The following is a 12,294-nucleotide window of genomic DNA, read 5'->3' as shown; positions in this document are numbered from 1 at the left end:
GCGGTGAAGAGCACGGTGACCTTGTAGTCCTCGACGACCCGCCAGAAGGCGCCGGCGGGCACTGCCGAGACGCAGGACCTCGTCACCCCGCTCCGCGGCATGCAGAAGAGCCTCGCCGCCAACATGGCCACGAGCCTCACCGTGCCAACGGCGACGAGCGTGCGCACCATCCCGGCCAAGCTCCTGATCGACAACCGCATCGTGATGAACAACCACATGCGCAGGTCCCGCGGTGGCAAGGTCTCCTTCACGCACCTGATCGGCTGGGCGCTGATCAAGGCCCTCAAGATGTTCCCGAGCCAGAACGTCTGGTACGACGAGATCGACGGAAAGCCCTCCGTCGTCGCTCCCGCCCACGTCGGCCTCGGCATCGCGATCGACCTGCCCAAGCCGGACGGCACCCGCGCCCTGATGGTCCCCGCGATCAAGCGTGCGGACACCATGACCTTCGGCGAGTACCTGTCGTCCTACGAAGACCTCGTCACCCGCGCGCGCAAGAACAAGCTGACCGCCGACGACTTCTCCGGCGCGACCGTTTCGCTCACCAACCCGGGCGGCATCGGGACCGTGCACTCCGTCCCCAGGCTGATGAAGGGGCAGGGCTGCATCATCGGCGCCGGCGCCCTCGACTACCCGGCCGAGTTCCAGGGTGCGAGCGTCAAGACGCTCACCGGCCTGGCCATCTCCAAGACCATCACCCTCACGAGCACCTACGACCACCGCGTCATCCAGGGCGCCGGCTCCGGCGAATTCCTCAAGATCGTGCACGAGCTCCTCATCGGCGGGCACCACTTCTACGAAGACATCTTCGCGGCGCTGCGCATTCCATACGACCCGATCCACTGGGCGCCCGACATCAGCGTCGACCTCGCGAGCGCCGTCGACAAGACCGCGCGCGTGCAGGAACTGATCAACGCCTACCGGGTCCGCGGACACCTGATGGCCGACGTCGACCCGCTCGAATACACCCAGCGCACCCACCCCGACCTCGACATCGCCAACCACGGCCTGACCTTCTGGGACCTCGACCGCCAGTTCGTCACGGGCGGCTTCGGCAGCCAGCGGCTGATGCTGCTCCGCGACATCCTCGGTGTGCTCCGCGACTCCTACTGCCGCACGACCGGCATCGAGTACATGCACATCCAGGACCCTGCCCAGCGCAAGTGGATGCAGGAAAAGATGGAGAAGACCTACGTCAAGCCCACGCATGACGAGCAGATGCGCATCCTCGGAAAGCTCAACGAGGCCGAGGCCTTCGAGACCTTCCTGCAGACCAAGTACGTCGGCCAGAAGCGGTTCAGCCTCGAGGGCGGCGAGTCCACCATCCCGCTCCTCGACGCGATCCTCGAAGGTGCGGCGAATGCCGGCCTCGACGGCGTCGCGATCGGCATGGCCCACCGTGGCCGGCTGAACGTGCTCACCAACATCGCCGGAAAGACCTACGGCCAGATCTTCCGCGAGTTCGAGGGCACCCAGGACCCCAGAAGCGTGCAGGGCTCAGGGGACGTCAAGTACCACCTCGGCACGGAGGGCAGCTTCCGCGGAAACAACGGCGTGGAGATCCCGGTGTACCTCGCCGCGAACCCCTCGCACCTCGAAGCCGTCGACGGCGTCCTCGAGGGCATCGTGCGCGCCAAGCAGGACCGCAAGCCGATCGGCACCTTCTCGACCCTCCCCGTGCTCGTGCACGGCGACGCAGCCATGGCCGGCCAGGGCATCGTGCTCGAAACGCTGCAGATGTCCCAGCTGCGCGGCTTCCGCACCGGCGGCACGATCCACCTCGTCGTCAACAACCAGGTCGGCTTCACGACGCTGCCCCTCGACGCGCGCACCTCGGTGTATTCGACGGACGTCGCGAAGACCATCCAGGCGCCGATCTTCCACGTGAACGGCGACGACCCCGAGGCCGTCGTGCGGGTCGCTGAGCTCGCATTCGCCTACCGCCAGGAGTTCAAGCGCGACGTCGTGATCGACCTGATCTGCTACCGCAGGCGTGGCCACAACGAGGGCGACGACCCCTCGATGACCCAGCCCCTGATGTACAACCTGATCGAGGCCAAGCGCTCGGTGCGGAAGCTCTACACCGAGGCGCTCGTCGGACGTGGCGACATCACCGAGGCAGAGTACGAGGCCGCGCACGCCGACTTCCAGGACCGCCTCGAACGCGCGTTCATGGAGACGCACGCCGCGCAGTCCTCGTCGATTCCGGTCGTCGGCAGCCAGGGCCTGTCCTCCGGCAACAACCTCCAGGACGAAGCCGTCGGCGAGCCTGCGACCACGGGCGTCCCCGAGGCGGTCGTGCACCTCATAGGGGATGCCTTCCTCAACAAGCCCGCCGGCTTCACGGTCCACAACAAGCTCCAGCAGCTCATGCAGAAGCGTGCGGACATGAGCCGGAACGGCAACATCGACTGGGCGTTCGGTGAGCTCCTCGCCCTCGGTTCCCTCCTGCTCGAGCGCACCCCGGTGCGCTTCGCCGGCCAGGATGCCCGCCGCGGCACCTTCGTGCAGCGTCACGCCGTTCTCCACGACCGCATCAACGGCCAGGAATGGCTGCCGCTCGCGAACCTCAGCGAGGACCAGGCCCGGTTCTGGATCTACGACTCGCTCCTGAGCGAATACGCGGCGATGGGCTTCGAGTACGGCTACTCCGTCGAACGCGCCGACGCGCTCGTTCTCTGGGAGGCCCAGTTCGGCGACTTCGCCAACGGCGCCCAGACCGTGATCGACGAGTTCGTGTCCTCCGCCGAGCAGAAGTGGGGCCAGCGGTCCTCCGTCGTGCTCCTCCTCCCGCACGGGTACGAGGGCCAGGGCCCCGACCACTCCTCGGCGAGGATCGAACGCTACCTCCAGCTGTGCGCCGAGAACAACATGACCGTCGCCCGCCCCTCGACGCCGGCCTCGTACTTCCACCTGCTGCGCCGCCAGGCGTACATGCGCCCGCGGCGCCCGCTCGTGGTCTTCACGCCCAAGTCGATGCTCCGCCTGCGCGGCGCGACGAGCGCGGTCGCCGACTTCACCAGCGGACGTTTCGAGCCCGTGATCGACGACGCGCGCATCACAGACAAGTCCGCTGTCAAGCGCGTGCTGTTCATGGCGGGCAAGCTCTACTACGACCTGCTCAGCGAGCTCGAGAAGAACCCGAACCCCGAGATCGCACTCGTGCGGATCGAGCAGTTCTACCCGCTGCCCGCAGCCGAGATTCAGCAGGTCGTCGCCCAGTACCCGGACGCCGAACTCGCCTGGGTGCAGGATGAGCCGGAAAACCAGGGCGCCTGGCCGTTCTTCTACTTCAGCACCAGCAAGGTCGTCAAGCGCCCGGTTCGGGTGTTCTCCCGGGCCGCCTCCGCATCGCCGGCGGCCGGCTCCGCGAAGCGGCACGCCGCCGAACAGGTCGACCTGCTGAGGAACGCGCTCACCCTCTAGGCGTACCTTTCCGGTCGAGAGTTCCCGTTCTGGCGGGCACTCTCGACCGGAAGGGCACGGGCATTGCCCGGAGACGGGCCCGGTCGTAGGCTGGCCGCGATCGCGACCTCGAAGGTGACAGGGACCGCGACGCGACCGAAGGAGTGTTGCTGTGTCCACCCGCGATGTGACCCGGCTCGGCGAACCCTGCTGGAACGACCTGATGACCTCGGATCCCTCGAAGGACCGTGAGTTCTACACCCAGCTCTTCGGGTGGCACGCGAGCGAATCCGGACCCGAATACGGCAACTACGTGACCTTCTCGCGCGGAGCCGCAGATGTCGCAGGAATGGCCGCCGCCCCTGACGGGTCGAACGCGCCGGACGCGTGGCTCGTCTACCTCTCGGTCGACGACGTCGACGACACGGTGACGGCCGCGGTCGCAGCCGGAGGCCAGGTGCTCCTGGAGCCGCTCACGGTCGGCGGGATGGGACGCACCGCGGTGCTCGCGGACCCCTCCGGCGCCGCGGTCGGCATCTGGCAGCCCATTGAGTTCGACGGCTTCCACACCGTCGCCCGGCCGGGGACACCGATCTGGCACGAACTCAGCAGTCGGGACTACGACGCCGCCCTGCCGTTCTACGCGACCGTCTTCGGCTGGGACCCGCAGGTCCTGAGCGACACCCCGGAATTCCGGTACAGCACGATCGGGCCGGAGGGCATGCCCGTCGCCGGGGTCATGGACTCGACGGCGTTCCTCCCGGAGGGTGTTCCCTCGCACTGGGCGGTGTACTTCGGCGTCCCGGACGCGGCAACGGCCGCCGCCCGGGTCGTCGAGCTGGGCGGCGCGGTGCTTCGCGAGCCGTGGGACTCGGAGTTCGGCACCTTCGCCCAGGTCGCAGACCCGACGGGAGCGATGTTCTACCTGGGTTCGGTCGAGGCCGGCACGCCGACCGGCGCGGCCAGGGACGACGCCACAACGACGGAAACGGTCGCGACTGGCGTCGGCGACGACGCTGCCTTCGCGGATGCCGCCTTCATCGACGTCGACGAGAGTGACGTCGAAACCAGCCAGTCCGCCGGGTGACCCGTCACGGGCATCCGCCGAACGACGGTGCCGCGAGGGACACGCCACGCAGGAGTCAGTGCCAGGCGGGAGTCAGTGCGAGGACTGGATGGTACGCAGTTTGAGCAACACCTGGTCGCGGAGGTCTTCCGGAGCGATCTCCCGGCAGGCGCGCTGCACGGCCTCGGTCAGGGTGCGCCCGACGAGGTGTTCGCTGCTGCAGTCCGTGCAGTGGGCCAGGTGCTCCTGGATATCGGCGGTGTCCTCGCCGCAGAGTTCGTTGTGGAGGTATTCCTCGAGTTCGGCCTTGGCCTTCTCGCAGCCGCAATCGGTCATTTCGTGCTCCCAGAGGTGTTACGACCGGCCCGGCCCGTTGCAGCCGGGGTCCCGGATGCGGGCTGGGCTGAGCCCAGGCCGCGCTCGAGCGCATAGCCGGCCAACAGGTCACGCAGGAGTCGCCGGCCACGGTGCAGGCGGCTCATCACGGTGCCGATCGGTGTTTTCATGATTTCGGCGATCTCCTGGTAGGAGAAGCCCTCGACGTCGGCGAAGTACACGGCCAGCCGGAAGTCTTCCGGGATGGACTGCAGGGCGTCCTTCACGGCGCTGTCCGGCAGGTGATCGATCGCTTCGGCCTCTGCCGAGCGACTCGCCATCGCGGTCGTCGATTCGGCGCCCCCGAGCTGCCAGTCTTCGAGGTCGTCGATGGTGCCCTGGTAGGGCTCGCGCTGCTTCTTGCGATAGGTGTTGATGAATGTGTTCGTGAGGATGCGGTAGAGCCACGCTTTGAGATTGGTGCCCTGCTCGAACTGCTTGAAAGCGGCGAACGACTTGACGAACGTCTCCTGGACCAGGTCCTGCGCATCCGAAGGATTGCGCGTCATCCGCATTGCTGCGGCGTAGAGCTGGTCGATGTAGGGCATCGCCTGTTCTTCGAACAGGTCTCGCAGGTCGATCGCGTCAGTTGTCATCACGGACAATTCTAATGCGTCGATCACGGACGTTTCGGGTCGTTCAAGCACCGTTGACAGCACCATCGGGACCTCCCTCATCTGTTCATCACCGACTATCCTGATAACCGATGTTGATCTCGAGATATTCCAAGCCCGATTTCGATCCCTACGGCGACAACGCGCCCGAAGAGACGGATGCCTGGTGGCCGGCCCCTGTTGCAGCGCGGCCGCTCGCCGCCGTCGTCTCCCTGCCGGGTTCGAAGTCGCTCACCAACCGCGAGCTCGTGCTCGCGGCCCTCGCCGACGGGCCCTCCCTCCTCCGCGCACCGCTGCACTCCCGCGACAGCGACCTGATGGTCGATGCGCTCCGGCAGCTGGGCGCCACGATCGAGTCCGTCCCCGGCGACGGCGAGTTCGGCACGGACCTCCGGGTCACCCCCGGCGAGCTCTTCGGCTCGACGACGATCGACTGCGGCCTGGCCGGCACCGTGATGCGCTTCCTCCCGCCCGTCGCCGCCCTCGCGCTCGGCCCGACGACGTTCGACGGCGACGCCGGTGCACGCCGCCGCCCGATGGCGACCACGATCTCCTCCCTCAGCGCCCTCGGCGCCGACATCAACGACGACGGCCGCCACGCGCTGCCGTTCACGGTGCACGGCACCGGCAGCCTCTCCGGCGGTGAGGTCACGATCGACGCGTCCACCTCGAGCCAGTTCGTCTCCGGCCTGCTCCTCGCCGCCCCGCGGTTCGAGCGCGGACTGCACCTCCGACACGACGGCGAACGCCTGCCGAGCCTGCCGCACATCGAGATGACGATCGCGACCCTCGCCCGCCGCGGGGTCACCGTGACGAGCCCAGCCGTCGGCGAATGGATCGTCGAGCCCGGCCCGATCCGGGGTATCGACGTCGACATCGAACCAGACCTGTCCAACGCCGCGCCGTTCCTCGCGGCCGCGCTCGTGGCCGGCGGGAGCGTCACGATCACGGGCTGGCCTGCCGAGACGACCCAGGTCGGCGCCGACCTCGCGTACCTGCTGCCGCTGTTCGGCGCGATCGTCACCCGCGCGGGCGACCGTCTCACGGTCACCGCGGGCGAGCATCTCACCGGCGTCACTCTCGACCTCTCCACGGGAGGTGAGCTCGCGCCGGCCCTCGTCGCCCTCGCCGCCCTCGCGGATTCCCCGAGCACGATCACCGGCATCGGCCACATCCGGAACCACGAGACCGACCGCCTCGCCGCCCTCGTGACGGAGATCAACGGGCTCGGCGGCGCCGTCACGGAGCTGCCGGACGGCCTGCAGATCGACCCGCGGCCCCTGCACGGCGGACAGTGGCACAGCTACGACGACCACCGGATGGCGACGGCGGGAGCCCTGATCGGCCTCGCTGTTCCCGGCGTCCTGGTCGAGGACATCGGCACGACTGCGAAGACGCTCCCCCAGTTCCCCGAACTGTGGCACGCGCTCCTCGCCTCGACCGTGCTCGCATGAGCTGGTGGGCCGGCGCGGACGACGACGAACCCGAGTTCGACGAGTCGAGCGTGCGGGTGCGCCCCAACCGCAAGGGCAGCAAACCGCGCACCAAGACCCGCCCTGACCACGAGGACGCGCTCACCGGGCGCATCCTCTCGGTCGACCGCGGCCGCTACACCGTCATGCTCGACGAGAACAAGCACACCGAACGACGGGTGACCGCGGCCAGGGCGAGCGAGCTGCGCAAGCACGCCGTCGTGACCGGCGACCGCGTCGACATCGTCGGAGACACCACCGGGGCGGAGGGCAGCCTCGCCCGCATCGTGCGGATCGTGCCGCGGGTCACCCTGCTGCGCCGCAGCGCCGACGACACCGACGCCGTCGAACGGGTCATCGTCGCCAATGCCGACCAGATGCTCATCGTCGTCGCCGCCGCGAACCCGGAGCCGCGCATCCGCCTGGTCGACCGGTACCTCGTCGCGGCGTACGACGCGGGCGTCACGCCGATCCTCTGCATCACGAAGACCGACCTCGCCGATCCCGCCGAGTTCCTGAACAACTTCGCCGGCCTCGACCTGATCGTCTTCACGAGCCGCGACGACGCCATGCCGCTCGAGAGCATCTCCGCTGCGCTCGTCGGCCATGACACCGTCTTCGTCGGCCACTCCGGCGTCGGCAAGTCCACGCTCGTCAACGCCCTCGTGCCGGACGCGCACCGCGCCGTCGGCGTCGTGAACACCGTGACCGGCCGCGGCAGGCACACCTCGTCCTCGACGGTCTCGCTGCGACTCGAAACGGATGCCGGCCGCGGCTGGGTCATCGACACTCCCGGAGTGCGCTCCTTCGGCCTCGGGCATATCAACACCGACAACATCCTCAAGGCGTTCACCGACCTCGCCGCGATCGCGGAGAAGTGCCCGCGCGGCTGTACCCATCTGCCGGACTCGCCGGACTGCGCCATCAACGAGGCCGTCGCGGCCGGCGAACTCGGCGACACCGGCAAGGCCCGCCTCGACTCGCTGCAACGACTGCTCGCGACCTTCGCGGTGTCCCCGCACCACTAACGTGGGGGCATGACGGATTCCACGCGCCTCGAAGCCGGCGACCCGGCACCGCAGTTCACGCTCACCGACCAGGACGGCGCATCCGTCTCGCTCGCCGGGTTCGCGGGCTCGAAGGTCGTCGTCTACTTCTACCCGGCCGCGCTCACCCCGGCCTGCACGAAGCAGGCCTGCGATTTCCGCGACAGCCTCGGTTCGCTCGAGACTGCGGGCTACCGCGTGCTCGGCGTCTCGCGGGACACGCCGGAGAAGCTCCGGGCCTTCCGGGACGCCGAGGGCCTCACGTTCCCGCTCCTGAGCGACAGCGACCTCACCGTGCACCGGGCGTACGCCGCCTGGGGCGAGAAAAACCTCTACGGCAAGACCGTCACGGGCGTCCTGCGGTCCACCTTCGTGATCGACGAGGCCGGACTGATCACCCTCGCGCTCTACAACCTACGTGCGACGGGCCACGTCGCGAGCCTGCGCAAGAAGCTCGGCCTCGGCGACTGACACCCGGTCCCACTTCCCCGGGGCCGTCAGGGGCCCCCAGCGGCCGCTGACGACATCCGCTGCCGTCCGGGCGGCACCGACCTGCTGCCTGGACGAAATACTGTGTGAACACTCGGCGACGGATGTCTACCCGGCCGTGTCGCCCTCATCCCGCGGGGTCTGCGTGGCCGCGAGCACCGCGGGGGTGAACAGGAGCCCGAGCACCACGATCGAGGGCACCAGGAGCGCCCAGCCGAGATCCGGACGCGCGTACAGCCCCTGGAAGCAGCCGACGGCGACGGCGATCTGCACGACCTGCCAGGTCACCGCGGCGCCGCGGATCCAGCCGCGGCGCCTCAGGGAATTGACCGCGATCGCGGTCACCCAGGCGGCGGCGATCAGCACGATGATCAGGATCGCGACCCCGCTCGCGAGCGAGGTCGGCGTCGCGGTGAGAAGCTCGAGGACGAGCCAGACCACCGCGGCCCAGAGCAGGGCGGCCTCGGCCCAGAGCAGGCCGGCGAGGAGAAGGAGTGCGGGCGCACGAAGCGGGCGGAACGCACCGGCGTCACCGTCCGGACGCTGGTCGAACTGTTGATTCACAGAGATATCCCATACCAAACTATTGATTTGACCCCACCATTATGCGACCATAATTGAGGCCCGGTTGACGCTCACAGGGACGTGAGCCCTATGAATGCGTAAATCGCTTACCTTCCTGCAATCGGCAGCCTCTCATCTTCGGCCAATCGGCCAGGCACCCTGCAATAAAGGAGCATCTCTATGGACTGGCGCGACAAAGCGGCCTGCCTCACCGCCGACCCGGAATTGTTCTTCCCCGTCGGTAACACTGGACCCGCTGTGGACCAGATCGAGAAGGCCAAGTCTGTGTGTGCCCGTTGCAATGTGACCGAGGTGTGCCTCCAGTACGCACTGGAGACCGGACAGGATTCCGGCGTCTGGGGCGGCCTGAGCGAAGACGAACGCCGCGCCCTCAAGCGCCGTGCCGCACGGGCGCGCCGCGCGTCCTAGCCCCACCGCCCGTGTCCTGAGACCTGGCGCGCCGCCCCCGCGGCAGTCAGGTCTCACGCATGTACCGCAGGGGAATCTCGATCGTCACTTCGGTGCCGCTGCCCATCATCGTGTGCCAGTCGATGCTCCCGCTGAGCTCGCCCTGGATCAGGGTGCGCACGATCTGCGTGCCCAGTCCCGATCCGACCTTGCCCTCGGGAAGACCGGAACCGTTGTCACGCACGCGCACCGTGAGGGTCTCTTCGTTGCGCTCGGCCTCGATCACGACTTCGCCCTCCCGGCCGGCGAGGCCATGCTCGACCGCGTTCGTGACGAGCTCCGTGAGCGCGAGCGCGAGCGGGGTGGCGAAGGCGCTCGGCAGAACGCCGAAACTGCCGGACAGCTTCGGGTGCGCCGTCGTGTTGTGAGCGGATGCGACCTCGGCGATCAGGAGCAGCACCCGGTCGAAGACGACGTCGAAGTCGACCTGCTGGTTCAGCCCCGTCGACAGGGTGTCGTGGACGACAGCGATCGCCGCGACCCGGCGCATGGCCTGGTTGAGCGCCTCGCGCGCGGTATCGGAGTGGGTCCGCCTGGCCTGGATCCGGAGCAGCGACGCCACGGTCTGGAGGTTGTTCTTCACCCGGTGGTGGATCTCCCGGATGGTCGCGTCCTTCGTGATGAGCTCGCGCTCCTGGTGGCGCAGTTCGGTCACGTCGCGGCAGAGCACGATCGCGCCGATCCGCTGGCCGCGGTTGCGGATCGGGATCGCGCGGAGCGAGACGGTCACCCCGCGAGCCTCGACATCGGTTCGCCAGGGAGCCCGGCCGGTGACGACGAGCGGGAGCGATTCGTCGACGACGACCGTGCCGGTGAGCAATCCCGTCGTGACCTCGGCGAGTGACTCGCCCTCGAGCTCGTCGACGAAGCCCATCCGGTTGAAGGCGGAGAGCGCGTTGGGGCTCGCGAAGGTCGTGACACCGTCGAGGTCGAGCCGGATCAGGCCGTCCGAGGCGCGCGGGGCGCCGCGGCGCGGGCCGGTCGGAGCGCCGAGATCGGGGAAATCGCCGGAGGCGATCATCGCGAACAGGTCGTTGGCGCAGTCGTTGAAGGTAAGTTCCTGGCGGCTCGGCGTGCGCGCCTCGCTGAGGTTCGTGTGCCGGGTGAGCACGGCGACGGGCACGGGTGCGATCTGGGAACCGGTCGTGCTGAGCCGGCGCATCACGGGGATCGCCCTGACGCGGGTCGGAGTCTCCTCGTACCAGTCCGGGGCCGTCGTATCCACGATCCTGGCGGACTCGAAGGCCTCCGTCACCTGCTGGCGCCATTCCCCCTTGATTCCCTGCCCGACGAAGTCGCGGTAGAACAGGGTCGCGGCGCTCGAGGGGCGCGCGTGCGCGACCGCCACGAAGCTCCCGGTCGTGCCGGGCACCCACACCACGATGTCCGCGAAAGCAAGGTCGGCGAGGAGCTGACCATCCGCGACGAGCATGTGGAGCCAGTCCACATCCTCGGCACTGCTGCGGCCCTGGGCAAGTACGAGATCACTGAGCGTCGACACCCTGCCAGCCTAGGTCCCCCTGAACGAGGAAAGTGACTGGGGCGACCATGAATCGGCGCGCGGTGTCATGCTGGTCAGATGAACCCCACTCCGGGCAGGCCCGATCGCACCCTGATCGCCGTTCTGTCCGTGATCGTAGTTCTGGTCATCGTCGCGCTCGTCGTCGTCTTCTCCCGCGGAGCGCCGGAGCAGCTCGGCCAGGCGACCCCGGCCGGTGTCGTCCAGCGCTACTCTGCCGCTGTCATCGACGGCGACGAGCAGAAGGCGGCCGGATTCCTCACCCCGCACGCCCTCGCGAGTTGCGACGCGGTCGGCGGCCGGGCCGCCGGCGACCTGAGGGTCACGCTCGTCTCGACGACGGAGCGGCCCGGTTCGGCCGACGTCACGGTGTCCATCGTCACCTCGGAGGATGCCGGCCCCTTCGGGTCCTCGGAATACGAGAGCCAGGAGGTGTTCGACCTGCTCACGGTCGACGGCGCCTGGAAGATCGACTCCGCGCCCTGGCAACTCGCGATCTGCCCGGGCACCACGACCACGACCGATGCCCCGTGATCGTCGGGGCAGGTCTCCTGGTCGCGCTCGGCGTCGTCATCGCCGCCATCGTGATCGGGGTCCGCCGGTCGCCGGCACCGCGGGGAGGGTCGGCCCAGCCGACGGTCCGGCGCCTGATCGCCTTCGTCCTCCTGTTCGCCCTCGTCGTGATCGCCGCGATCGGTCTGGCCGGGCTGCTGGGGCGCCTGCTCGATGCGGGTAATGCTCTCGCAGGGGAAGACGTCGCCGGACTCGCCCGCTCGCTCGCCTTCACCCTGGTCGCCGGCCCCTTCGCCGCCCTGCTGTGGTGGGTGCTCCGGCGGCGCCTGGACGGCGAAGATCGGTCGTCCCTCGCCTGGGGCCTCTACCTCGCCGGCATGCGCACCGTCGCGCTCGTCGTCGCCTCGACCGCCCTGCTCGGCTCCGCAGCGGCCCTCGTGCGCGCGGACTGGCAGCCGCGCACCCTCGCCACCGGACTGGTCTGGGCCGCCGTGTGGGTGTGGCACACGTGGATATCCAGGAATCCGGCCACGCATCCGCTGCGGCTCCCGACGGCGGCGATCGTTCTCGGGAGCGTGTTCGGTCTCGTGATCGGTACCGGCGGAGCCGTCACGGCGCTCGGCGCGCTGCTCGACTCGGCCATCACCGGGTCGGGGGCATCGACGTTCGCGGGTGCCCCGTGGTGGTGGCTCCCCCTCGAAGGCCTGGTCTGGTGCGCCGGCGGCGTGCTGATCGTGAGCCTGCTGCTCGCGACACTCCGCAC

At 68.7% G+C, this 12,294-nt stretch carries 12 protein-coding genes; 8 read left to right on the top strand and 4 right to left on the bottom strand.

Annotation, left to right across the window (positions count from 1 at the left end; genetic code table 11):
- Positions 1-99 precede the first annotated feature (99 nt).
- Both QN345_RS09625 and QN345_RS09620 read left to right on the top strand, forming a co-directional pair.
- Positions 100-3,426, top strand: coding sequence for a multifunctional oxoglutarate decarboxylase/oxoglutarate dehydrogenase thiamine pyrophosphate-binding subunit/dihydrolipoyllysine-residue succinyltransferase subunit (locus QN345_RS09625; protein WP_416347655.1), 3,327 nt, complete (start codon positions 100-102; stop codon positions 3,424-3,426).
- Positions 3,427-3,577: 151 nt separating this feature from the next.
- Entirely contained in the window at positions 3,578-4,492 is a 915-nt protein-coding gene (locus QN345_RS09620) for a VOC family protein (protein WP_241975497.1), read from the top strand.
- Positions 4,493-4,564: 72 nt separating this feature from the next.
- Here QN345_RS09620 and QN345_RS09615 read toward each other — a convergent pair whose 3' ends face one another.
- Together QN345_RS09615 and QN345_RS09610 are read right to left on the bottom strand one after the other, a co-directional pair.
- Positions 4,565-4,807 carry a zf-HC2 domain-containing protein gene (locus QN345_RS09615; protein WP_134449770.1) on the bottom strand — a complete coding sequence of 81 codons (243 nt, stop codon included), beginning with the start codon at positions 4,805-4,807 and terminating at the stop codon, positions 4,565-4,567.
- The gene (locus tag QN345_RS09610) at positions 4,804-5,442 is read right to left on the bottom strand and encodes a sigma-70 family RNA polymerase sigma factor (RefSeq protein ID WP_174774656.1); all 639 of its coding nucleotides are present in this window, start codon (positions 5,440-5,442) and stop codon (positions 4,804-4,806) included. Before QN345_RS09610 ends, QN345_RS09615 begins: the two co-directional genes overlap by 4 nt.
- Positions 5,443-5,552: 110 nt before the next feature.
- Between QN345_RS09610 and aroA the strand changes: the two genes are divergently transcribed.
- Genes aroA through bcp form a run of 3 tightly spaced genes read left to right on the top strand, consistent with a single transcriptional unit; the run spans position 5,553 to position 8,449 of the window.
- The gene (gene aroA / locus QN345_RS09605) at positions 5,553-6,914 is read left to right on the top strand and encodes a 3-phosphoshikimate 1-carboxyvinyltransferase (RefSeq protein WP_322189549.1); all 1,362 of its coding nucleotides are present in this window, start codon (positions 5,553-5,555) and stop codon (positions 6,912-6,914) included.
- A complete protein-coding gene (gene rsgA / locus QN345_RS09600) occupies positions 6,911-7,960 on the top strand; it encodes a ribosome small subunit-dependent GTPase A (RefSeq protein WP_134449767.1) in 1,050 nt (349 codons plus the stop codon). The genes aroA and rsgA overlap by 4 nt, the downstream gene beginning before the upstream one ends.
- 9 nt (positions 7,961-7,969) lie before the next feature.
- Positions 7,970-8,449, top strand: a complete 480-nt coding sequence (bcp, locus tag QN345_RS09595) for a thioredoxin-dependent thiol peroxidase (RefSeq protein WP_322189548.1) — start codon at positions 7,970-7,972, stop codon at positions 8,447-8,449.
- Between the two features lie 126 nt (positions 8,450-8,575).
- Here the strand turns inward: bcp and QN345_RS09590 are convergent, their stop codons facing one another.
- Positions 8,576-9,031, bottom strand: a complete 456-nt coding sequence (locus QN345_RS09590; RefSeq protein WP_322189547.1) for a hypothetical protein — start codon at positions 9,029-9,031, stop codon at positions 8,576-8,578.
- A gap of 180 nt (positions 9,032-9,211) precedes the next feature.
- On the opposite strand from QN345_RS09590, the gene QN345_RS09585 reads away from it, so the two are divergent.
- A complete protein-coding gene (locus QN345_RS09585) occupies positions 9,212-9,460 on the top strand; it encodes a WhiB family transcriptional regulator (RefSeq protein ID WP_035837005.1) in 249 nt (82 codons plus the stop codon).
- Positions 9,461-9,506: 46 nt separating this feature from the next.
- Here the strand turns inward: QN345_RS09585 and QN345_RS09580 are convergent, their stop codons facing one another.
- Positions 9,507-11,000, bottom strand: coding sequence for a sensor histidine kinase (locus QN345_RS09580; protein WP_134449764.1), 1,494 nt, complete (start codon positions 10,998-11,000; stop codon positions 9,507-9,509).
- Positions 11,001-11,078: 78 nt separating this feature from the next.
- On the opposite strand from QN345_RS09580, the gene QN345_RS09575 reads away from it, so the two are divergent.
- The gene (locus QN345_RS09575; RefSeq protein WP_134449763.1) at positions 11,079-11,552 is read left to right on the top strand and encodes a hypothetical protein; all 474 of its coding nucleotides are present in this window, start codon (positions 11,079-11,081) and stop codon (positions 11,550-11,552) included.
- The coding region (locus tag QN345_RS09570; RefSeq protein ID WP_323508605.1) for a DUF5671 domain-containing protein at positions 11,549-12,294 on the top strand (746 nt) is incomplete at its 3' end. The genes QN345_RS09575 and QN345_RS09570, both read left to right, overlap by 4 nt.

The sequence above is a fragment of the Cryobacterium sp. 10I1 genome (assembly GCF_035019805.1).
In the GTDB taxonomy this organism is placed as follows: Bacteria; Actinomycetota; Actinomycetes; order Actinomycetales; family Microbacteriaceae; genus Cryobacterium; species Cryobacterium glucosi.
This window is presented reverse-complemented; position numbering and strand designations above follow the sequence as displayed.